The sequence below is a fragment of the Kordiimonas sp. SCSIO 12603 genome, assembly GCF_024398035.1.
In the GTDB taxonomy this organism is placed as follows: domain Bacteria; phylum Pseudomonadota; class Alphaproteobacteria; order Sphingomonadales; family Kordiimonadaceae; genus Kordiimonas.
The window spans coordinates 1690084-1713805 of record NZ_CP073748.1 but is presented as its reverse complement, the minus strand read 5'-3'; the positions used below and the strand labels follow the sequence as shown (position 1 = coordinate 1713805).

The 23722-nt window shown below is 47.0% G+C and carries 17 protein-coding genes; 8 read left to right on the top strand and 9 right to left on the bottom strand.

Features of this window, described 5'->3' with window-relative positions:
* Positions 1-1428, top strand: coding sequence for an aldehyde dehydrogenase family protein (locus KFE96_RS07775; protein WP_255835419.1), 1428 nt, complete (start codon positions 1-3; stop codon positions 1426-1428).
* 12 nt (positions 1429-1440) lie between these two features.
* On the opposite strand, the gene KFE96_RS07770 is transcribed toward KFE96_RS07775, so the two are convergent.
* Positions 1441-2628 carry an MFS transporter gene (locus KFE96_RS07770; RefSeq protein ID WP_255835418.1) on the bottom strand — a complete coding sequence of 396 codons (1188 nt, stop codon included), beginning with the start codon at positions 2626-2628 and terminating at the stop codon, positions 1441-1443.
* 151 nt (positions 2629-2779) lie between these two features.
* Here KFE96_RS07770 and KFE96_RS07765 point away from each other — a divergent pair, with 151 nt between their 5' ends.
* The gene (locus KFE96_RS07765; RefSeq protein ID WP_255835417.1) at positions 2780-4201 is read left to right on the top strand and encodes an NAD-dependent succinate-semialdehyde dehydrogenase; all 1422 of its coding nucleotides are present in this window, start codon (positions 2780-2782) and stop codon (positions 4199-4201) included.
* Position 4202: 1 nt separating this feature from the next.
* Positions 4203-5480, top strand: a complete 1278-nt coding sequence (gene gabT, locus KFE96_RS07760) for a 4-aminobutyrate--2-oxoglutarate transaminase (protein ID WP_255835416.1) — start codon at positions 4203-4205, stop codon at positions 5478-5480.
* 144 nt (positions 5481-5624) lie between these two features.
* Here gabT and KFE96_RS07755 read toward each other — a convergent pair whose 3' ends face one another.
* The 6 genes from KFE96_RS07755 to KFE96_RS07730 form a co-directional block, all read right to left on the bottom strand.
* The gene (locus KFE96_RS07755; protein ID WP_255835415.1) at positions 5625-6500 is read right to left on the bottom strand and encodes an SMP-30/gluconolactonase/LRE family protein; all 876 of its coding nucleotides are present in this window, start codon (positions 6498-6500) and stop codon (positions 5625-5627) included.
* Positions 6497-7408, bottom strand: a complete 912-nt coding sequence (locus KFE96_RS07750) for a sugar kinase (RefSeq protein ID WP_255835414.1) — start codon at positions 7406-7408, stop codon at positions 6497-6499. The genes KFE96_RS07755 and KFE96_RS07750 overlap by 4 nt, the downstream gene beginning before the upstream one ends.
* 11 nt (positions 7409-7419) lie before the next feature.
* Complete coding sequence (uxuA, locus tag KFE96_RS07745) at positions 7420-8616, bottom strand: mannonate dehydratase (RefSeq protein ID WP_255835413.1); 1197 nt, start codon at positions 8614-8616, stop codon at positions 7420-7422.
* The gene (locus KFE96_RS07740; protein ID WP_255835412.1) at positions 8609-9403 is read right to left on the bottom strand and encodes an SDR family oxidoreductase; all 795 of its coding nucleotides are present in this window, start codon (positions 9401-9403) and stop codon (positions 8609-8611) included. The genes uxuA and KFE96_RS07740 overlap by 8 nt, the downstream gene beginning before the upstream one ends.
* 2 nt (positions 9404-9405) lie before the next feature.
* Positions 9406-10701 carry a trehalase family glycosidase gene (locus KFE96_RS07735; RefSeq protein ID WP_255835411.1) on the bottom strand — a complete coding sequence of 432 codons (1296 nt, stop codon included), beginning with the start codon at positions 10699-10701 and terminating at the stop codon, positions 9406-9408.
* 92 nt (positions 10702-10793) lie between these two features.
* Positions 10794-13247: a TonB-dependent siderophore receptor gene (locus KFE96_RS07730; protein WP_255835410.1), complete on the bottom strand. Its 2454-nt coding sequence runs from the start codon at positions 13245-13247 to the stop codon at positions 10794-10796.
* Positions 13248-13585: 338 nt separating this feature from the next.
* Between KFE96_RS07730 and KFE96_RS07725 the strand changes: the two genes are divergently transcribed.
* A complete protein-coding gene (locus KFE96_RS07725; protein WP_255835409.1) occupies positions 13586-14755 on the top strand; it encodes an ROK family transcriptional regulator in 1170 nt (389 codons plus the stop codon).
* Here KFE96_RS07725 and KFE96_RS07720 read toward each other — a convergent pair.
* Positions 14752-15765, bottom strand: coding sequence for a LacI family DNA-binding transcriptional regulator (locus KFE96_RS07720; RefSeq protein WP_255835408.1), 1014 nt, complete (start codon positions 15763-15765; stop codon positions 14752-14754). The two genes, KFE96_RS07725 and KFE96_RS07720, sit on opposite strands and share 4 nt — an antisense overlap.
* A gap of 23 nt (positions 15766-15788) precedes the next feature.
* Positions 15789-17057: a glycerate kinase gene (locus tag KFE96_RS07715; protein ID WP_255835407.1), complete on the bottom strand. Its 1269-nt coding sequence runs from the start codon at positions 17055-17057 to the stop codon at positions 15789-15791.
* 239 nt (positions 17058-17296) lie between these two features.
* Here KFE96_RS07715 and KFE96_RS07710 point away from each other — a divergent pair, with 239 nt between their 5' ends.
* The 4 genes from KFE96_RS07710 (at position 17297) to KFE96_RS07695 (ending at position 23721) form a co-directional block, all read left to right on the top strand.
* The gene (locus KFE96_RS07710) at positions 17297-19039 is read left to right on the top strand and encodes an amylo-alpha-1,6-glucosidase (protein ID WP_255835406.1); all 1743 of its coding nucleotides are present in this window, start codon (positions 17297-17299) and stop codon (positions 19037-19039) included.
* 48 nt (positions 19040-19087) lie between these two features.
* Positions 19088-20659 carry a sodium:solute symporter gene (locus tag KFE96_RS07705; protein WP_255835405.1) on the top strand — a complete coding sequence of 524 codons (1572 nt, stop codon included), beginning with the start codon at positions 19088-19090 and terminating at the stop codon, positions 20657-20659.
* 144 nt (positions 20660-20803) lie between these two features.
* Positions 20804-21460, top strand: coding sequence for a heme NO-binding domain-containing protein (locus KFE96_RS07700; RefSeq protein ID WP_255835404.1), 657 nt, complete (start codon positions 20804-20806; stop codon positions 21458-21460).
* On the top strand, positions 21457-23721 hold the full coding sequence (locus tag KFE96_RS07695; RefSeq protein WP_255835403.1) for a response regulator: 2265 nt from the start codon (positions 21457-21459) through the stop codon (positions 23719-23721). The genes KFE96_RS07700 and KFE96_RS07695 overlap by 4 nt, the downstream gene beginning before the upstream one ends.
* Position 23722 lies beyond the last annotated feature (1 nt).

Below are 23722 nucleotides of genomic sequence, written 5' to 3'. Positions count from 1 at the left end.
ATGCGCCTGCCAGACGCAACCCGGTTTTACATCGGCGGTGAATGGGTATCCCCAGAAGGGAAAGATTTTGGTGATGTGGTCAACCCAGCAACCGAACAGGTTGTTGCAAAAGTAGCTTACGGAAACCAAAACGATGTTGATAAGGCAGTAGCCGCCGCGAAGGCGGCCTTTCCTTCTTTTGCCCGCACAAGCATTGCTGAGCGAAAAGAACTGATTTCCGCCATCAATGCCAAACTGATTGAGCGCAATGAAGATATTGCTTTCGCCATTCATCAGGAAATGGGCGCACCAATGGCGCTCGCACGTGGTGCTCAGGCGCCAAGTGGACCTCAGCATTTTGAGCAAATATTAAAAGAACTTGAGAGCTATTCCTTCAGCGAAAAGCTTGGCACAACAACAGTGCGGCATGAACCTATCGGTGTTGTGGGTATGATCACCCCCTGGAACTGGCCTATGAACCAGATTGCCACCAAGGTTGCACCAGCGATCGCGGCTGGATGCACAATGGTACTGAAGCCTTCAGAACTTGCCCCGCTTGACGCTATCATTCTCGCTGAAATCATCGATGTAGTTGGCTTACCTGAAGGGGTGTTTAACTTGGTGCACGGTGACGGCATAGGTGTTGGAGCACCGCTCACAGCGCACAAAGATGTAGATATGGTTTCCTTCACAGGTTCTACCCGCGCAGGTATCGCTATCAGTGAAGCGGCTGCACCAACAATTAAGCGAGTATCGCTTGAACTCGGCGGCAAATCAGCAGCGATCATATGCCCTTCTGCTCCTATTGAAGAAGCCGTTGCTTCAACGATTAAAGACTTGATGCTTAACAGCGGCCAATCCTGTAATGCGAGAGCGCGCATTCTTGTTCACAAAGTTGATTATAAGACAGCCGCAAAGATTGCCGCAGAAACCGCTAGTGAGATGACCTGTAGTGCATCTGATACCTCGGACCTCGGCCCAATGGCCAATAACGCTCAATACCGAAAGGTCAGAGATCTTATTCAGATCGGTATCGAAGAAGGCGCAACTTTATTAGCTGGAGGTTGCCAATCCGCTTTCACACCTGAAAACGGCTATTTCATCCCAGCAACTGTATTTGGTGGTGTAACCCCAGATATGACAATTGCAAGGGAAGAAATTTTTGGTCCAGTAGCCACACTGATGGCATACGAAAGCATTGAAGAAGCCATCAAAATTGCCAACGATAGCGAATACGGACTTTCTGGTGCTGTGTGGGCAGGAACAACGAAGGAAGCTGCTGAGATAGCTTCTGAACTCCGCACGGGCATGGTCCATCTGAACGGCGCTGGGCTTGATAGCGCGGCCCCGTTTGGTGGTTTTAGGATGTCCGGTAATGGCCGAGAATGGGGCAAGCACGGCCTTGAAGAATTCCTCGAAGTCAAATCTGTTTACGGTGCAAACCAATAAAAAAGAAGGCGCTCAAAGCGCCTTCTTCAGTTCTAGTTTCTGTTGTTTCTTGCGCATCATTATCGGAACAATCAGCAAGATATACCCCAGCACAAAGAAGAAAATACTCGCAAGTTCAACAGCCCGGTAATCACCATCACCAACAATTTGCGAAGCGATATAAGGGCCAACGGCTAAACCAAACATCTGTATAGCAAGCGCGAATGGCATTACCCTGCCACGCAGGTCAAAATCCGAGATCGCCGCCAGAATAAACGGCAACACTTTATTCCACATCAGGTTAAAGCCACAAACAGCAATCAGATAGATGAAGTAATCTACCTTCAACAAAAGGAGTGCGATGAACACGGCTCCACCAAGAATACCAATAGTGAGCGGCGCAAACCGGCCAACAACTCGCGCGGAAACCACGATCGCGATAAGTGCGCCAAGCACACCAAAAATCTGTGAAACAAACAAAGCGTTTGCCACCACCTGTTCTTCCAATCCGTTTGAAACACCAATCAGGAACAGGTACGCCCACACAATACCTTGCGAAATATTATATGCGAGATACCCAAGTAGGGCTGGAACAAGCAGCTTAATGTTAAGAGGTTCAGTTGCTTCAGGCACTTCTTCCTCATTCTTCGCCTGATCCGGCAGATATCCAACAAGTCCTATACCAATCAACACAACCAATGAGAAGCTGATGAAAATCCCTTTCAAACCAATCGTTGCCATAAGAGACGGCATGGCCAGCAACCCAACAGCACCGTAACTCAAAAGCACAGCGAGATAGATACCAATATTTCTATCTGTTTTTGATGTGAGACCAACGGCTGAAAAACTCAGGGAAATCAGCCCACCATGCCCAAGGCCGGAAAGCAACCTTGCCAGTACCAGATCAGCAAATTCTGTCATATAGGCGGAAACAAGGTTTCCGGCGATGGCGACAGCAGAGAAGAACAAAAAACTGGCACGCCAATTCACCTTCAAGCTCGCAAGCGACAACACAATAGTCGCGATAGCAATGCCAAACATTTCTGCGGCAGCAAGTTCACCAGCCTGTTGTTCCCCAAGTCCCAAACCTTCGACAAACCCGCCTACAAGACCAGGCTGAATGATAAAAGAAATATTTGCGACGATACCCAACAGAACCGCCGCAACAATAGAACTTCTTGCATCAGGTGAATAATCTGCACCTGCCTTCAATATTTTCATAAAACACTTCCCAATTTCCTCTCTCACATAAAGGAATATTCCACTCTCTTATGCATGGCATATGCGGTCAAGAATCTTGGCCCAATTTGGCAAGCGACCAGTGGTTCGATCTGCGAGGCTCCGATGAGTATTTTAATTTAGGGGCAGATGCATGACTTTGTATGACAGTCTGATAGCTGAATACCGCACCGACACTGGGCTTTCTGTGGAAAACCCGGCAAATGGTGATCATTTATTCACAGTAAAAAATTATTCAGTCGCCGAAGTAGAAAATGCGATTGAAAATGCAGATATTGCTTTTAAAAAATGGTCCACCCTTACTGGGAAAGCGAGAGCGGCTATTCTCCGCACGTGGTACGACCTGATTATAGAAAACCAGCATGCGCTGGCGGCCCTGATTACAGCGGAATGCGGCAAACCTCTCACAGAAGCCAACGGTGAAGTGCTTTACGGGGCTTCGTTTGTTGAATGGTTCGCAGAAGAAGCGAAACGACTGTACGGTGATATCGTGCCTCACCACGCTGACGGCAAACGCATTATGGTGCTGAAACAGCCAATTGGCGTTATCAGCGCTATCACGCCGTGGAATTTCCCAGTCGCCATGATCACTCGAAAAGTAGCGCCGGCGCTGGCTGCTGGCTGTAGTGCCGTGATCAAACCAGCAGAAGCCACCCCACTGTCTGCTCTTGCACTTGAAAAACTCGCGATTAAAGCGGGCATCCCTGAAGGTGTTTTCAAAATTGTAACCACCACTGATCCAGTGGAAATTGGTAAGGTACTTACAACACACCCGACCGTGCGGAAAATTTCTTTCACAGGCTCCACTGCAGTTGGCAAACTTCTGATGGCACAGTCAGCGGACACCGTGAAGAAGGTGTCTATGGAACTTGGCGGGAATGCACCTTTCATTGTGTTTGAGGATGCAGATATTGAAGCGGCCGTTGCAGGTGCTCTTATCAGTAAATACCGTAACGCGGGGCAGACATGCGTATGCGCAAACCGTTTTTACGTACACGAAAATATCTATGATAACTTTATTGAAAAATTCACTGCTGCAGTAGCTGACTTCACCGTTGGTGACGGCGCAGATGAAGGCACTGTTGTTGGCCCCCTTATCAACGAAGCCGCAATAAACAAAGTGGAAGAACTGGTTGAAAATGCTGTCGCTGACGGTGCGACTGTCGCGCTCGGCGGCAAACGCCATACTATTGGCGGCAACTTCTATGAACCAACGCTACTAACTAACATTGATCACACCAACAGCATCACACAGGCAGAGATTTTCGGCCCTGTTGCCCCGATTTTCAAATTCAAAACTGAGGACGATGTGATCTGTATGGCGAACGATACGCCTTACGGCCTGGCCGCATATTTTTACACAAAAGATATGGGTCGAATGTTCCGCGTTATGGAGGCACTTGAATACGGCATGGTCGGCGTAAACGAAGGCGTTGTCTCCACCGAAGTTGCCCCGTTTGGCGGCGTGAAAGAAAGCGGCATTGGCCGCGAAGGCAGCCGCTACGGCATTGATGAATATACCGAAATTAAATACAGCCTCATCGGAGGGATATAATATGACAAAAACAAATGCAGAGCTTTGGGAACGCCGCTTGAAAGCTGTACCGCACGGTGTTGGCACCATGCATCCCCGTTTCGCGGCTACTGCTCAAAATGCTGAAATCACTGATATCGAAGGTAAGCGTTATATTGATTTTGCAACCGGCATTGCCGTATGTAACACAGGCCACAGCGATCCGCGCATCACAGAGGCCGTGAAAGATCAGCTCGACCATTTCTCTCACACATGTTTTCAGGTAAATCCTTATGAAAGCTATATTGAGCTTGCAGAAAAACTGAATGATTTAGCCCCCGGCGATACACCAAAGAAAACTATTTTCCTAACCACTGGTGCAGAAGCCGTTGAAAACGCTATCAAAATCGCACGCGCTCACACTGGCAGGCCAGGTGTTATAGCCTTTAAGGGCGGTTTCCACGGCAGGACTATGATGGGCATGGCACTCACAGGTAAAGTTGCCCCTTATAAGATTGGGTTTGGACCATTTCCAAGCGAAGTGTTCCACGCACCTTTTCCTATTGATTATCATGGTGTGAGCGCTGAAGACAGCCTCACCGCGCTCGAAGGTATTTTCAAATCTGATATTGAACCAAACAGAGTTGCAGCCATTATCCTTGAACCCGTTCAAGGCGAAGGTGGCTTTTACGCAGCACCAACCACATTTATGCAAGCACTCCGCAAAATCTGTGATGACCACGGCATCATGCTGATTGCAGATGAAATCCAAACGGGCTTTGCTCGTACAGGCAAGCTTTTCGCCACAGAGCATATGGGTGTTGAACCGGATTTGATGACGGTCGCCAAAGCAATGGCTGGTGGTTTCCCTATCAGTGGTGTTATCGGTAAAGCAGATATTATGGATGCCGCAGCGCCCGGTGGCCTTGGTGGTACTTATGGTGGCTCAGTACTTGGTTGCGTTGCAGGCTTGAAGGTTCTGGATATCATCAAGGAAGATAATCTCTGTGAACGCGCAAACGAGATTGGCGCGCTCTTCAATCAACGCCTTCTTGCAATACAGGCGGATGACAACCGTATCGGAAACGTGCGGAACCTCGGCGCGATGATAGCTATTGAACTCGTTAAAGAAGGTGATGCGAATAAACCAAATGCGGAACTTACAGGCGCACTGGTGAAACATGCGGCGGAAAAAGGCCTAATTCTTTTAGCATGTGGCATTCGCGGCAATGTTATTCGTTTCCTACCTGCCCTCACCGCGTCTAACGACATTCTAAACGAGGGTCTGGATATTCTGGAAGCATCCCTCAAGGAACTTTAAAGCTCCCCCTAAAACTGCCTGATCAGCCGCCCCTTTTTTGGTCAGGCAGTTTACCTTTTCATCTTCATCTACCAGAATGGCAGTTCCTTTCCCCATAGGAACAGACTTTTATATTAAGCAATGAATTTCTGTATAACACACTATTTATTGTACAGAGCAATTCCCCACTGAAGCGCCTTTTATACCCAGATCGATTTTAAATAGCTTTCCTGCACCCAGTTGCCTTGCTAACTGGGCTTCTGTTTGCCCTTTTCTGGCCGAAGTAACATACAGAATATCGAGGTCATTCCCTCCAAATGCGCAGCTTGTTGGGCAAGAAACGGGCATTTTGATAATCCGGTCTACCGAACCATCCGGTGCATAGCGTACTATACGCCAACCGTTCCACTGTGCATTCCAGAGATAGCCTTCGGCATCAACAGCGGAACCATCAGGGATAATATCAGTGCCCGCAAGCGAGAAAAACTCTTGGCGGTTTGAAAGCTCGCCCGTTTCCAAGCTAAAATCAAACGCCCACATTGTTTGTTTTACAGAGTCAGCAAGGTAAAAAACCGTACCGTCCGGGCTCCATGCAAAAGTATTTGGATTACCAAAATCAGTTAGCTTTTTATGAAGCATACCTTCGTTATCAAGCATATAGATGCTGCCGGAAATATTCTGTTCCAAATGATCTGAAGTGCCGAACCAGAGCCTGCCTTTTGGGTCCAGCTTGCCATCATTAGGACGATTATCGGGCAACCCTTCTTCAAACGTTGATAGCTCTATTATCTTTCCGGTTAACGGATTGAGTTTTTTGATAGAGTTCTGACATACGACAAGAAGGTTATGATCAACATCTTCTACAACGACAGATGCTCGCGCCCCCATAGCCCAGCTTTTTGTTTCGCCGGTTTGGGTATGAAGCCCGTGTACCATTCCTTCAAAGATATCTACCCAGAAAATTTTACCATGATGCGCGGACCACATTGGCCCTTCGCCTAAAGTGCAGGTAATGTTCTCTGAAACAACAACAGGCTTCATGAAGGCATAGCCTCTTGCGGAATAATTGCACCACGATGCATAATTACCGTTGATGCCAGCTGGTGGGCTTTTTCTACCGCCTCATCAATGGACCCATTCGTGAGATACGCTGCAAGAAACCCTGCGTTAAAGCTGTCGCCTGCGCCCGTTGTATCTACAACGTTTTCATTTACCCTCAGGCCGTAAACATACTGCCTGCCAGCCTTCGAGATTGCCAGCTCACCACCACCATTTTTAAGCACCAGCAGCAAATCATCTCTGCCCTGTTGTTTTTCAATAACACAGAGACTTTCTTCTGCTCCGAACACCATTTCCAGATCTTCTATCGACGGCATAAAAATATTGGAGGCATCGGCTGCTCTCTGGTGTATTTCTCGGGCGATCTGCGTGCTTTCCCACAATACGGGCCTGTGGTTCATATCATACACCACCTGTTTGCCCGCTTCTTTCATCTTTGCCATCAATGCAAGCAACGTTTCACGATCTTCTGGTGAAAAAATCGCGAGTGTGATGCCCGTTACATATAAGACATCACAGCTCGCCAGTTGCCCCGTTGCATTGCAAGCAATGCTCCTTAGAGTTTCGCGCGCCGGAGAGTGCGCACGATCATAGGTGAAATGCCTTTCACCCGTCTCATCTGTGTGAATTGTATAACTGCCCGTCTGCCTTCCTGGCAGTAACGGCAGCATGCTACAATTAAGCCCTTCATCCTTAAAACACGCTAAAAGCCGTTTATCTTTTTCCGATCCACCTAGCTGGCTTACATATAAAACATCCGCATTCTCGCTGCTTAACAAGCGGGATAGATAAACGGCGGTGTTTACCGTATCACCACCGAAATGAAGATCACCCGCGGATGTACCTTCACGGTGTTCAATCATGCATTCCCCAACAATGGCAATCTGCATAGCGGCCACCGTTAGCTACCTGTTTGCTCTAGAGCTCGGATCACGCCCCTGATCTCCGCTAAGCCTTTCAAACGACCAATCGCAGAATATCCGGGGTTACTTGTCTTACCCACATCATCCATCATCAGGTGGCCATGATCTGGCCGAACGAACACTTCGCCTGTATATCCTTCCGGCCTGCGCTTTTCTGCAGCGAGCAGGTTACGGATCAAACCCACCATATCCAGATCACTACCCAGGTGTTCGTCTTCGGTAAAAGTAAGTGGGTTTTCCTTATCCAAGGTAACACCGCGCAGATGAGCAAAATATATGCGGTCAGCGAACGTATCGGCCATTTCAACCACATTGTTGGTCGGGTGGCTGCCAAATGTACCAGCACACAGAGTGACACCATTTGATGTACTTGGAATTTCGCTGAACAACAGTTCAAGATCATCAGGGGTACAGATAATACGAGGAATGCCCAGCAGATCACGTGGCGGATCATCTGGATGAATTGCAAGCTTCATCCCCAACTCTTCAGCAACTGGCATAACTGCCTTTAAGAACCTGAAAAGATTGCCTCGCAGCTCATCACGGGTGATGTCTGCATAACGCGCAACGGCATTTCGAAATTCATCAATCCCGTATTGATCTGTCATTCTGCCGGGAAGGCCTGCCATAATTGTTTGAGCAAGTGTATCTTTCTCACCCGCGCTCATTGATGAAAAAACTTGCCTTGCCCGCTCAATTTCTTCCGCGGAATAATCCTCTTCGGCACCCTCACGCTGAAGAATGAAAAGATCGAAAGCAGAAAACACATCATGATCAAACTTCAAAGCATAAGCGCCCTTATCAGTTCTGTATCTCAGATCCGTTCTGGTCCAATCAATAACAGGCATGAAATTATAGCAGATCACCCGAATATCAGCAGCAGCCAGGTTCCGCATACTTTCGATAAATGTTTGAATGTATTTACCCGCATCAGCATCACCACGCTTGATAGCGTCATGAACAGGCACACTTTCAACGACTGACCACCGCAGAGGAAATAAACCCTCGGGTGTTTCTTCAATCAACTTTTTGCGCTCAAGAATTGCCTCGAACGGCCAAGTATCGCCAATCGGAATTTCATGAAGTGCCGTAACGATATCCGTCGCACCCGTCTGGCGTATTTCTGATAAACTTACGGGATCGTTCGGGCCGAACCACCGCCATGCCTCACGCATTGCTCGCCCTTTCGGCTACATTGATTTTATTGCGGCCAATTACCGGGTATTGCTCAACTTCATATACTTGGCCATTTACCGGCGCAGATAAATCTGAAAGCCAGAAAACAGCGTGTGCCGCAATGTTGTGAGGCTGAAGCAACTGCCCGGACGGTGCAAAAACCGGCGGGATTTGATCCCGCCAGTCTGCCCCCATACCCTGTAGTTTCTGGATACGGTCTTCATTTTCAGTGTCCGTCCAACCAACATTGAGCTGATTTACACGAATTCGCTGGGGCCCTAATGCATCACCCAAATTTCGGGTCATGGTTTGAAGGGCCCCTTTTGCCATAGAATATGTAAGGGTGTTGTTTTGCCCACAATAAGCATTAATGGAACCGATATTAACAATCGCACCTTCTGAGCCCTGCCTCAGGAACTGTTTGATGGCAGATTGGCTGAGAAACAGCGGCGCACGGCAGTTGATTGCCATAATCTCATCATGCAAATCGCGATTGGTGTGTTCAATATCATCCCGGGTCATTACTGCGGCATTGTTTACGAGGCCATCAAGCTTACCGAATGCTTCCACAGCGGCAGGCACCAAAGCATCCAAAGCAATTTCATCAGTCAGATCACCCGCGACAGGAAAGGCCCTTTCGCCCAGCTTCTCTACCGCTGCTTCCGCTTCTTTAAGGCTACGACCATGAAGGACAAGCTTTGAACCTTGCCTGTATACTTCCTGCGCAATACCCCAACCGATGCCAGAAGTGGCACCCGTGACAATAATGACCTTATCCTGAAGCATGGTTATTTTCCTGCCCAGTGCAGCCACATAGCCGCCGTCCAGGAGAAATCTGTACCACCCGTTCCTTCACCACTTTCAGGATTAAAGGCTTCAGAGAATCCTGCGATTTTGATAAGCGCCGCAGTATCGTTTCTGATTTTATCAGCCCACTTCTCAAGGCCTTGCTCGGCACAGCCTGTTGCAATCATGTAGTTCACAACCGCCCAAATAGGGCCGCGCCAATAGCGCATTGCATCAAATTGTTCCTCACCCGGCGCGAGGCTTGGCATAAGAAACTGGCTTACTTTTGCAATCCGATCAATATGAGCTTCGGTTGCGGCACGCTGTTCAGCAGAGCCAACATCCGCGTAAAAATTCAGGAACGATGCGCTACTGATAATACCTGTGCTTTCACCTGAAATAACATCACGGGAACAGAAAGCCTGCTTCTCTTCATTCCAAAGATAATCAACACCTGTTTCAGAGAGAGAAATTTGATTTTTCAGGAACTCAGCTTCACCTTCAAAACCAAACTGCTCAGCCAATACAAGAAGATCTCGGTTCGCACGCAGGAGCATCATTGTCATGCCCACATCAGCTACACGGAATGGGCTTTCTTCGATGATTTTTTTATGGTCCCAACCAGCATCACGGCCGAACTCCACCATGGCGATAAAACGATCGTAATCCTCTTTGTGTGGACGCATCTTCTTATCTAGATGCTTGGTATCCTGGCGCACATAAGGTGTAACATTGCTGGTATCAACACGTTTAGCTGCCTCATCCCATTCCGGCGCGTTATCGCGGCCTGTTTCCCATGGGTGAGTAGTTACAACAAGGCCCTTTTTTAGTGGATCGCGGAAGGATGCGAACCACCGGTGCAGGGCAAACACCTGGGGAATTAGCTGTTTAACTTTTTCTTCCGCTTCAGCATTTTGGTTTTGTTCCCAAAGCTGGCGAAGAATAGTTGCCACAACAGGTGGCTGACTGATGCCGGATGTACGTGGCTGCTGATTTGTTTGCCAAATCTCAGGCCCCGGGAAATATCCTGCGTTATCTTTCCAGAAGATAATCTGCGGCAAGAAACCATCATCCCATTGGCCTTTGAAAAGAGTTTCAAGCTCTTGCCATGCGCGATCAAGATTGAACTGCGCATATCCTAAAGCAACAAAAGCAGAATCCCAGTTCCACTGGAACGGATACACATCTCTGTTTGGTACCGAATAGCCGCCCAGGTCATTCTCGATCAGGATCTTTTCTGCGGCTTCATGCAAGGCTTTATTTGTCGGGCCTTGAAGCTCAATTTTCTCAGCTTCCATGATACATCTACTTTAAATAACTACGAACTTACTGATGCTTAATAGAAGTGAGGGGAAGCCTCCCCTCACTGAAACTTTGGTTCTGCAAATACTTAGAACTTGTAGTTAAACCGCAGTGTTACGCGGCGTGGCAGAACCGGGCGACCTACAAAAAAGTTGCCTGTATTTGATTGAGATGTACCTTGGCGAGGCGAACCTTCTGTTGTGCCCTGACTATCAAACAGGTTGAATACGCCAAGCCCAATACGTGCGTTCTTTTCACCGCCGAAGCCGAAGCTGTAACCAGCGTCCAAACGGAAGATACTGAAGGCATCCAGCTCAACACTGTTGGAATCGTTTGCGAAGTTATCGCCAACATAGTTTTGGAAGAAGGATACGTCGAAGGTATCATCATCATAGTAAACACCAGCGTTAAACAGCAGATTTGGCTGACGGCGAAGTTCATTGCCGATAAGTGCCGGGTTGCCATCATTTTGCGTCAACTCATGATCTTGAAGGGTCACATTCGCATCTACGCGCAGTGTTTCTGTAATATTATATGAAGCAGTAGCTTCGATACCGTATGACTTAGTTGACTGAAGGCTTACCTCTTCAACAACTCCGCCATTACCGTCATTTACAAAATCAACGTTCGCACGATTATCAAGTTCGGCATAGAAAGCAGAGAATGTTGCTGCAAAATTAGCTGAACCATATTTCACACCTACTTCCGCTTGCTTGATAATTTCAGCATCGTAAGAAGCTGTTTCGCCAAGTGAATTTACACGTACACTGCGAAGCTGCGGGAAGAAGAAACCCCGAGAGAAGTTACCGTAAAGGTTCACATTGTCATTGAGACGGTATAGAGCGCCAAGAGCAACCGCCCATTCTGTTGTAGAAACAGAACCAATCTGGAAGGAGCCATCACCTGTTACTACACTTTGAAGGCCTGGAGCAAAGCCTGGATCATCATTAATTACAGCTGTTGTTGTTCCTTCACGGAAGAAATCACCTACAAACCGTTCTACACGGAAACCAACATCAAATACCCAGCGATCATTTTCAAACTGATCAGCGATGTAACCTGCAATACGCTTGGCTGTATGTTCGCGATTAGAGAAAATAACACCAGCATTTGTCAAACCATTCAGTGAGAAAACAACAGGATTACCATTTTCATCCGTATAGGTAAGATCTACAAGGCGCGGCTGATCATTGAATTCACCAAGGTATGTTGAGATAACATTATCATCCGCTGCTTCAGCGTTTGCGAAGAAACCACCAAACGTGAAACTGTGTTCCCAATCACCTGCATCAAAGGTTTTTGTAACATTCAATTCACTGGTAAAATCTGTCGCCGGACGGTCCCGATCCAAAATACGGTTGGCAAACAGCAGATCATTCGCACCAAGCGCCTGCCCAGATTCTGTGAATGTAAATGATGCACCAGCAAGATCACCTAAGCCGCGAGCCGCGAGGAAACCAGCCTGTGTTTCTGGTGTATTCGCAATACCATCACCATCAAGGAACAGGTTAAACTGGTGATCATAATCAGAGTATTTAACTTTACCGTTAAAGCCCCAACCGTTTTCCAGTTCTTTCTCAAACGCTAACGCAAAAGTAGCGCCTTGTGTGGAAACACCGTCTGCAATAGGTGTTTCAAAAACACCATCAGGTGTTTGATAGCTCAAGCGTGATGCATCGCGGGTTTGCAGCGTATAGATAGTTTCGCCATCATTACCTGTTGGGCGTTCACGCGTATCACCATCTAGTGGGAAAGGCAGGAAGAACTGAACCTTATCATCAATTACCTGCGTATAGAGTGTTACGGAACCAGATCCGTCACCAAATTCTTTTTTGATGTTACCGCGAATTTGGTAACCTTCAGTTGGCAGACCAGAATCAAGTGGCCCTTCATCATAGCGGTAATAACCAGACATAGCGTAATAAAGGCCTTCATCAGCACTTAGCGGCCCGCTCGCTGCAAAATCGGCGCGGTACCGGCCTTCTTCAGCCACTTCAAACTGTACCTGACCTTCTGGCTCATCTTCACCCGTTTTGGAGATATAGTTGATAACACCAGCGACTGAACCCGGGCCGAACAGGTTGGATACACCACCACGAACAAATTCCACGCGCTCAATGCCCAAGTCATTACGGTAATAAACATCAAAGGCTGAAGAGTTCAGACCAAATGTACTGAAGGATGCAACACCATCATAAAGGAGCGGAGTAAACTGGAACTGACCACCTGACGGCAAACCTTTAATGAAAACGTTCGCAGCAACTTCACCGCCACCGCCTTCAGCTTTAATACCTGTTACTGAACGCAGAATATCTGCCTGGCTACTTGCTGTAAATTTCCGAAGCTGATCTTCAGAAATGGACGTTACCTGAACAGGCGTAGAAAAGCTGCTACGCGCTTTACTCGTACCGGTAACAACGATTTCTTCCAAAGACAGTACTTTTTCTTCTTTTTCAGACGCATCTTGCGCAGATGCAGCACCCGCAACAGCAAATAAAGTTACGCCGGTTAAAAGTTTGGTTTTAAGTGAGCTAAACGTCATCTTATCCCTCCCATTTACACTATATCACATCCAACTTGCGCCTTCCTTCCCTGTCAAACGCCGATGGACTTCTAAGCTAATCCCCGGATTTCGGCGGGTCCTCGCTCTTAGGTCGAGACTATTGTGAATAAAAACTATATTTGCAACATATTTTTCACAATTATTAAAACTTATTATGAGTTATATTTAAGTTTTATAGTTGCCAAATACATATAAATCGCTAGAGTAAGATTTCGAAACCGCTGAAATATTTGGAATTTTAGACAACATACGCCCGGCATAGAGGTATGCGTATCAGTACTAGGATTTCGCAATGAAACAGGATTGAAAGCGCGAGAATGAGCAGATTTCTGAGTCACAAAACTTTTGCAACACCACCATTTTTTAGAGACTCGACCCGCACCCCCTGCTCACTCAGTGAGAGGAAAATCCTGTCCCTGCTTATCAGACGCCCCAATCTGACATTGGCAGAATTAACCTCGCTATCAGAGTTCTCCCAGCAGAGCATTTCTCGCCTTATCAAAGGGATGATTGAAAAGGGAATACTCATTGCATCCGACCGCGTTGCCACCGGGAAAAGAGGCCAACCAAGCCTTTCTACAAGCATAGTAGGAAACTACGCCTACACCATTGGCATATCTATCATGACAGACTGTGTTGCTATCGCACTAGTGAACCTGGCTGGCGAAACGATAGCAGAGACAACGCACATCCCCCCCTCCATGAGCCGGAAAGAGGTACTTAACCTGATCAAACTGTCTTTTGATAGTTTCACCAGTGAACATAATATCGAGCACGATACCATCCTTGGCGCTGGTGTTGCTATCTCCGGCTATAATCTTGGCGGCAGGTCAAAGTTCAATACACCGCCAGGCCTTGGTGAATGGGCCCTCATTGATATTGATGAAATCATTGCTGAAGAACTCAATCTCCCTGTTTGGGTAGAGAACGACGGCAATGTCGCAGCTCTGGGCGAAAGCCTCCTTGGCACTGGTCGTGATTACGAAAATTTTGCATATCTATTCATTGCCGCGGGCATTGGTGGCGGCATTGTTATTAATGGTGAAATGCTAAGAGGTAGCAACGGTAACGCTGGCGAGATTGGTTTGATTGTACCTAGCAATATGTACCCACGCCCAATGCTGGACCTCCTTCACACTATGCTTCAGGAAAAAGGCGCTGATATTGAAGGCATTTCTGACATGCTAGCGAAATTTGATCCTGAGCAACCCGGCGTTACGGATTGGATTGAGAAAACGGAACCTGCGCTATCACTCGTAGTTTCCGCAATCGCTGCTATTCTGGATACAGATGCCATCGTGCTTGGTGGGCGCATCCCACGCTCGCTCGCCCGTATGCTTATTGAAAAACTGAAAATCTACGATGATGGCAGACGTTCAGAACCCCGCGCCATGCCGCGATTGACTATTTCAGATCATACAGGGGATGGCGGAGTGCTAGGGGCAGCAATGCTCCCACTTCATAAATATTTTTACAGTACGGTTTAACGTAATTGTTGAGTGGTGCCTCGCACCACTAATTCGACAGGTACCGTAATACTACGCGCCTCTGCGCCTTCGATCGCATCATCAAGCAGATCAGCCACTGCATGGGCCAGTTCTTCAGTATTTTGCCGAATAGTGGTGATCGCCTCACCAACTTCCGGGATTTCATCATACCCGATGATAGAAACATCATCCGGCACCCTAAGATCATGATCCTCTAGCGCCTTAATAGCGCCAGCAGCCATCACATCAGAAAGCGCAAAAATCGCTGTAAACTTCAAACCATCACGAATAGCCTGCCTGACAGCAAGAAAGGCACCAAGCCCCGTGAAGTCACCTTCAAGAATATGCTTGTTTGGAAGCTCAATACCAGCAGCCCCCAGCGCATCTCGCACGCCTCGAATACGCTCGCTAGTAGCGCGAGTATGAAGCGGAGACGACATAGCCCCATCGCCAGACACACTACCCGCTAACACCAGGATGTCCTTATGCCCCAATTTCAGCAGATGCTCTGCAGCCTGCTGACCGCCGCTATATTCATCAGAGGCCACCCAAAAATCGGCACTACTTTTACCGAGCGAGACAAATGGAATATTACGCTCCTGCAGATATGCCACTCTGGGATCATCATCATAAATGGATGCAATAACCATATGATCTGCAGTCGCAGGAAAAAGTCCCCGCTCATCGGTTGGCAGCTGTTCAACTCGCATACCTTTCGAAAACAGAGCAGATTCCAGATATTGCCTGAACAGGAAGAAATGCACATTCAGCTGACTACTGAAGCCAGTATTCAAACCAACTTTAGAGCTTTTACCAAAAGACAGGTTACGGGCTGTTTCATCCGGTTGATAACCGGTGTCCTCAATAACCTTTAGAACTTTTGCTTTGGTTTTCGCATTCACTCCCGGACGGTTATTCAAGACCCGACTTACAGTAGCCTTGGAAACCCCAGCTGCTTTCGCCACAGCAAGAATACTTGTCACACCAGTATTTTTTTCGGGATTAACCAAAGAAAGCTCCAAACTTCAATTACTTATACATCATCAATCAGAATGACGCGAAAATCGTTCACATTGGTAAGGGTTGGCCCGGTTTTAATCAATGCATCAATTGCTTCAAAAAGCTGATACGTACAATTTGTAGCCCTTGCTTCTGCCACCGAAACGCCAGCACCTTCGAATGCGGATAATGTATTTTCATCAAAAACCGCACCAGCTACATCTTCAGTACCGTCTATACCGTCAGTATCGCATGCCAACCCGGAAACACCTTTCATACCAGCAAGCGCTTCTACCAGTGCCGCACAATATTCAAGGTTCCGACCGCCTTTTCCGCTTGGGTTTCCAACCTCAACAGTGGTTTCACCACCAGAGATAATAGCCCATCGCCCACCTTTAGCGCGACATTCACGAACAAGCTTTGCATGTTCCTGCGCCACATCACCGGCAATACCTTCAATATCATCGCCCAGCATCAATATTTGCCGGCCATCCTTTACTGCTAACTGCTTTGCTGCAGTAAGTGCATCAGCGGCTTTAGCTATAATCAGCTCTTTATTGTCCATAAATATTTCGGGTACTGGTGTCTCATTACCTTCATTCTCAATAGCCGCTAGAACTCCAGTATCACCATTCCATCCATATTTGTTTAGAATATTTCTGGCTTCCTTTAGCGTCGAAGTATCCCCGCATGTTGGTCCTGATCCAATATTTGAAAGGACATCGCCGGGCACATCAGAAATAGCATAAGTTTCAACGCTTGCGGGGTATGCAGCCTTCGCCAAACGCCCACCTTTAATACGTGACAAATGCTTTCTGACGCAGTTCATCTCTGAGATTGCAGCACCCGAATGCAACAAGAATTTATTCACCGCCTTTTTGGTTTCAAAATCAATTTCAGCAACAGGGGCGGACAAGAGCGCTGATGCCCCGCCTGACATCAGAACAATAACCCGATCACCCTCGCCCGCACTTTCAGCAAGCGTGAGCATTTCAGCAGCCACCTTCTCACTGGCATCATCTGGCACAGGATGGCCTGCCTCAATCACCCTGATATGCTTCGGCATCTCCTGAGGAAGATGGTGATGACGCGTTACTGCAAGCCCCTCCACAGAACCGAGTATTTTCTCCGCCTCAACAGCCATTGCAGCCGCTGCCTTGCCCGCTGCGAGAACGATAGTTCGACCAGAGAAATTATCTGTTGCCAATAGATAGCGAGGCAAACATGCTTCCGGATGGACCGCAGCAACAGCAGCGCGGAACATCTCGCGCATTAATTCCTCTCGCCTTCTCAATCCAGACATCACCCGCTCCACTTATAACAAAACACATAACCAAGAAATAAATCCCCTCACCAGCTATAGCAAGTGAAAATTGAAATCGGTACCAATAATTAGACATACAATGTTTTCATAACAATTATTTTCGTTGAAATTATCCAGTTCCAATGATAGAAACCGGTTCCAATTTATTTGAAAAACCGCTTAAATTCAAAATCTCAGCGGGTTTGGAACGCGCACTTGCGCCAGTTAAAGGTTTGTTTATGTCCGGCAATTTGCATTCAGATGTTCATGTCAATCTTGAAGATGTATCCTTCAGCAGAAGAGGTTCATGGCTTTCAATCACACCCCTTATCGCCAAATTTGAACCATACGATCTAGATCGCCACTATATCAAATGCCACCATCACGATGCGAAGCCTGTCATTGAACTCATCCCCGAATTTACAGATCCAGATATAAAATCAAGGCCTGTGGCAACTCCAACATCGCTCCTTTGGGAACATAAGGGACAATCAATTGAAGCGGTATTTGACGGCACCGATACTATCCGTATTAAAGGAACTGGGGACTGCCGATTAAGCCTGAAACCCAGAGAACGAGCTGAGGTAAACACACTGGAAGCAGATCATGGCGATTGCTCAGTAGCCACATTCAACATTCTCCCCATCCACAGAAAGTTTCAGATTGAGCGCCTTTCCGGACATATGGGTATCTACTCAGAACGAGAAGCTGAGACAGGTAAAGAATTTGAGGTACAGGTTAATGTTTCCGGCGAAAGTTGGGAAATTGCGGTTGACCTTTTTGTAAGCGTATGGACCAAACCAAACCGCGCCAACTTCGATATTTGTAAATCTGACGTAGCTGCTGATTTTAGCGAATGGCTGGAAAACACACCACCAGCCAGCCCGGCCCTTGAAGCTGCGAGAAAACTGGCTGCTTACATAACATGGTCTGCCACCGTGAAGCCGCATGGCCTTTTAAAGCGTGACACGATGCTGATGTCAAAAAACTATATGTGCCGTATCTGGAGCTGGGATCACTGCTTCAACGCGCTGGCACTGGCTTCAAATTCAGACCGTACGGCTTTTAACAGCCTAGCCTGGGATCAAATGCTGGTGGTAGCCGATGAGCAAGATGAATTTGGCTGTTACCCAGATGCCTATAACGATACTCATATGATCTTCAACTATACCAAGCCGCCAATCCATGGCTGGACATTGGAAGAGCTGCAAAACCGTATGGGCGGTCAAGTTGATGAAACAAAAGCTCTGGAACTGTTTTACTCCATCGAAAGCTGGACCAACTTCTGGTTAAATCATCGCCGCCTAGAAGCAAATGAACTTGCGCACTATATGCACGGGTATGACAGTGGCTGGGATAACGCCACTATGTTTGATGAAATAGTGCCCGTGATTGGCCCTGACCTAAACACCTTCCTGATTGTTCAGTGTGATGCCCTCGCCTCTTTCGCAAAAGAACATGGCTTTGCAGCAAAAGCCAAAAGCTGGAAAGAAGCCGCAGACGCTTTGTATACCAACCTCATCAAAGAGCTTTGGGACGGCGAAAAATTTACTGCCAAAGGAGCGGTTCGCGGTGAAACTATCACCTCTGATAGCCTTATCTACTGCATGCCTATTCTGCTGGGAGATCGCCTACCAGAGGACATAAAAGGAAAGCTGGTTTCTGAAATCAAACGCTTTATCACACCTTACGGCTTGGCAACCGAACATCCTGACAGCCCAAAATTCATGGATGATGGTTATTGGCGGGGTCCTATCTGGGGACCTTCCACTTATCTGTTCTTCAGCGGACTTTTAAGAAGCGGGTTTGAAGATCTTGCAACCGATATTGCAAAACGGTTTTGCGGCATGTGCAAGGAATTCGATTTTGCAGAAAACCATCATGCACTAACGGGCGAACGCCTACGTGACCGGGGCTTTACATGGACTGCAAGCAGCTTCCTCCTGATGGCGGAATATCTGCACAAAAAAGAAGCAGAGTGACGGCTCGTTTCGTCACCTATACACTAAGTAATTCGTAGGGAGGGATTAATGAACTTTTTGGATTATGCGATTATCGCAGGATATCTGATTGCCTTGTTGGGGATGGGATATTTCTTCAAAGAGAACACCGACAAAAAGGATTATTTCCTTGGCGGCCGAAGCATGGGCACTGTTCCGCTCACGCTCTCAACAATGGCAACGCAACTTTCCGCAATAAGCTTCATTTCAGCCCCTGCTTTTGTAGGCCTAAAGAACGGCGGCGGCATGGTGTGGCTGGCGTACGAATTTGCTGTACCGCTGGCGATGATCCTGCTGCTGATGTTTATCCTGCCTCCTTTATACCGTTCCAGTGTGGTGAGCATTTATGAATATCTTGAAGGGCGTTTTGGCATTTCCACGCGCATGCTTATCAGTATTGTATTCCAGATCAGCCGCTCCTTCGGTACGGGCATTATGGTGTATGCCACTGCGCTTATTCTCGAAGGGATGATGGGGATCAGCTTCTGGACCTCCATTTCCGTAATTGGGGTTATTACCATTATCTATTCTCTTCAGGGCGGAATGAAAGCTGTTGTTTATTCTGATGCCATCCAGATGGGGCTTATCTTCTTTGGTGTGATCATAGTAGGCGCTTTTGCTCTACACAATCTGGGCGGTATTGATGAACTTGTGGCAAATGTAGACACATCACGCTTAGACGTTATCCGCGCGGATTCTTTCGGTTTCAATGGTGATGAATGGGGCCTGATGCCGATGATCTTTGGCGGTATTGTTCTCTATGCTTCCTATTATGGCTGCGACCAGACACAGGCGCAGCGTTCCCTTTCCGCAAGTAGTGAAAAAACACTTCGCCAAATCCTGTTGATGAACGGCCTTCTGCGTTTTCCTATGGTAATGCTCTACTGCCTGACAGGACTAGTGCTTGGCACCTTCACATTAACAACACCAGAATTCCTCTCGCTCATCCCTAAAGATAAGCCAGACCTGATGGTACCACTGTTTATCGTGAACTACCTGCCGCATGGTATCATTGGTATTCTAGTGGTTGCCCTTATGGCAGCCGCCATGTCATCCCTCAGTTCTACTTTGAATTCGTTGACAGCTGTTTCCATGGAAGATTTCACGCGCCTTACAGGCCGCGAACTTAGCGAAAAACAGTATGTATCATGGTCACGTATCATGGTGTTTTTCTGGGGTATTGTGATTGTAACTTTCTCAGTATTTGGCGGTGATATTGCAGATACAGTGATTGAAGCCATCAATAAAATTGGTTCTGTTTTCTACGGTCCTATCCTGGCAACGTTCATGATGGCAATCATGTTCAAACGTATTGGTTCACGTGACGCAAATCTCGGCCTGATCACGGGTGTCGGCATCAATATGTATCTTTGGCTTATGGTGCCAGAAGTATTCTGGCTGTGGTGGAACTTTATTGGCTGCGTTAGCGCACTCGCAATTGGCCTGGCCATGTCTTATCTACGCAAAAGTACTGATCTTGATATTGCCACCAAGCAATCTGGAAATGGTGCTTTAATCACCATAGAAGAACTCAGTCTTATGCTCGGCGCATTCGCTGCCATGCTGCTTATCTCTACACTACTACCCACACTGTTTATTTAGCCCCCATCGGCACGGGATACATTTCCCGTGCCGCCGTTAAAAACGTTAACCCACCCATTTTCAACCCCATCTCTTAACTTTTATAACATTTGCATTTTGGAAAGGTTTTCGCATTATGCTTTTGCAATATGCAAAGATAGGGGCGTGCTACCTCGGTTTTTAAGCGAAACCACTATCATGGTTGCTGGCACGTCTGTTGCAATTTGGGAAGCCCGACAAGGTTTCAATTTCTATTTTGCAAAGGTGAAAATGATGCGGGGCATTTTATTTACGGAATACCTGGATTTTGCGGCGAGCCTCACATCTGAGGCCGATATTGAGAAAATTCTGTTTGATCTTCGTGATAAAATAAACGGCTCATACACTTCTGTCGGTAATTACAGCTTTGAAGAATTTGCCCATATTCATGTTGCACTGTCTGAGCATCTAAAGCGAGACCCGAATGACATCGCCGAACAGTTTGGCAAAGTATTGCTTCACCGTTTCGCTGAGCTCTTTCCTCAATATTTTGAGGGTGTTACTTCCGGCTTGGATTTCCTTGATCAGGTCGGCAGCCATATTCATGTGGAAGTAAAGAAGCTATATCCTGACGCTCGCCCCCCAGAAATTATTCTAACAGAGGGAAAAGATGGAAAATACCAATTAACATATAGATCACAGCGTCCGCTGGCTGCTGTTGCCCGCGGTTTAACAAGTGCCTGCCTTGCCTATTTCAAAAACGCGCACAAAATCATAAGTGAAACCTCGCATCAAACACATGATGGTAATCATACAATCTTTGAGATACAAATACCTGTATGAACAGCTTGCCAAAAAATATCGATAAACTTCGTTACGAACGTGAAAAACAAGCTCGTATAGAGGCTGAAAAGTTGCTTGAGGCAAAAAGCCTTGAGCTCTACAAACTGAATGAAAGCTTGTCGCGAAGTAATGAAGGACACCAGCGGCGGCTTCATATTTTAAATGAATTTGCCATTGCGGTTACCGAACTTAAAACCGTTGATGAGCTTGGCTGGTATGTGGCTAAAGAAGTTGTTGGTAAATTGGGTTTCACCGATTGTGTATTCTATCTGTTTAATGAAGGTACTCAGCGCCTTATCCAAACCGCTGCGATTGCGGAGAAAAACCCTCAAGGGCACGAGATACTCAATCCTCTGGAAATTCCATTAGGGCAAGGTATTACAGGGAATGTTGCTCTCTCCGGTGAAGCGGAAATTATCAGCGATGTAACAAACGACCCTCGATACGTGCCAGATGTAATGCCTGGCGGTTCTGAAATTTGTGTACCGATGATCCACGGTGACCGCCTTCTTGGTGTGATTGATTGCGAACACCCAGACAGACACCATTTCAATGAGAATGATTTAGAAATTTTAGGAACAGTGGCATCATATGCTGCGGCTAAAATCGCCGAACGTCAGGCCCAGCAAGAAGTGGAAACAAGAGCAAATGAGCTGGAAGAAAAGGTAAAACAGCTCACCTCCCTAAAAGAAGAACTAGAGACCGCAAAAGATAAAGCAGAAGAACATAGCGCCCTTAAATCCAGGTTTGTTGCGGCAATCAGCCACGAAATTCGTACGCCTCTAAGCGGAATATTAGGCAGCCTTGACCTGCTTGGAGATGAAGACCTGCCTAGTAGATCATCAGCTCTTGTGGATATGGCCAAAACCAGCGGCCAAACCCTTCACACACTTCTAAATGATGTTATTGATTTTGCTCGTACAGAAGCCGGCACATTGAAGCTTGAACCATCTGTATTTTCCGTGCGCGAATTGATTGGTTCCATCCAATATTTTTGGCACCCGCATATGGAAGCAAAAAATTGTACATTGGATATCTGTATCGATGATGAGGTTAAGGGTGCTTATTGGGGTGACCCCGCCAGAATACGGCAAATTATCAACAATTATATTTCAAACGCATTGAAATATTCGGAAACTGAAAAACTAGTACTCGCAGTAACATGCGCAAATTCATCGTCTGAAGACAGCAATCAATTAAGGTTTCAACTTCAGGATTTTGGTATCGGCCTTAGCCTTGAGGACCAAGCTATTATCTTTGAAGAATTTTCACAAACACGTACACAAAGCAGATCAAACGTTGAAGGTGCAGGTCTTGGCCTGGCTATTTGCAGGCAGCTGGCACGCCTTATGGCTGGTGAAGTGGGTGTAGAGAGCCAATTGGGCAACGGAGCAACCTTCTGGTTAGCTGCGGACTTTAAAGTGGCCACCGCCGCTGAGAGCCAACCTCAAACCGAAGAACGCATTCTTACAAACTTCAAAGAGAGGCTGAATAGAAGAGCCCGTGTGCTGGTGGCTGAAGATGTACCTACCAACCAAATCATCGTACGCACCGAGCTAGAACGGTTTGGTTGCCGGGTTACTATCGCTAACAATGGTATTGAAGCTGTAGAGGCCGCGCGCAGGCACTCGTATGATATTATTTTCATGGATATTGCCATGCCAAGCATGGACGGCATTGAAGCGACTAAACGTATCATACAAATGCTGGGCAAAGAAACCGCACCTCCAATATATGCGCTAACTGCCCACGGCATGGATGAAGACCGGCAGGATTTCCAATCTGCAGGGATGGTTGATCTGGTGACAAAGCCTTTCAACAGAAAACAACTATATTACGCGATTGAAAACGCACTTGACCTATCCGGCGATACGGCAGAACCGATAACCGAGAATTTAGACCAAGAGAACGCTATTCCTTTCTTCGAACAGGAAAGACTTGGAAGTTTACTGGAAACGCTGGATGAGGAAAGTTGCGGTTTATTGATTGATCAGAGCCTTAAAGATTTGAGCAAAATTCTTGATGGTATGCGGGAAGGTCTTCAAAATCATGACCCGGATCATGTCGCTAAAATGGCTCACCAGCTCAAGAGCGTAAGCGGTACATTTGGCCTGCCGCGTATTCAGCATTTATCCGAACAGGCACAAGTTCACTGGAAAAATGAACTGGTAACAGAAACATTAAATACCGGCCGCACCATTTGTGAGACCTTGCCTAAAGGCCTTCAGATGATTGAAGATACCGGTAAATTATATAGATAGC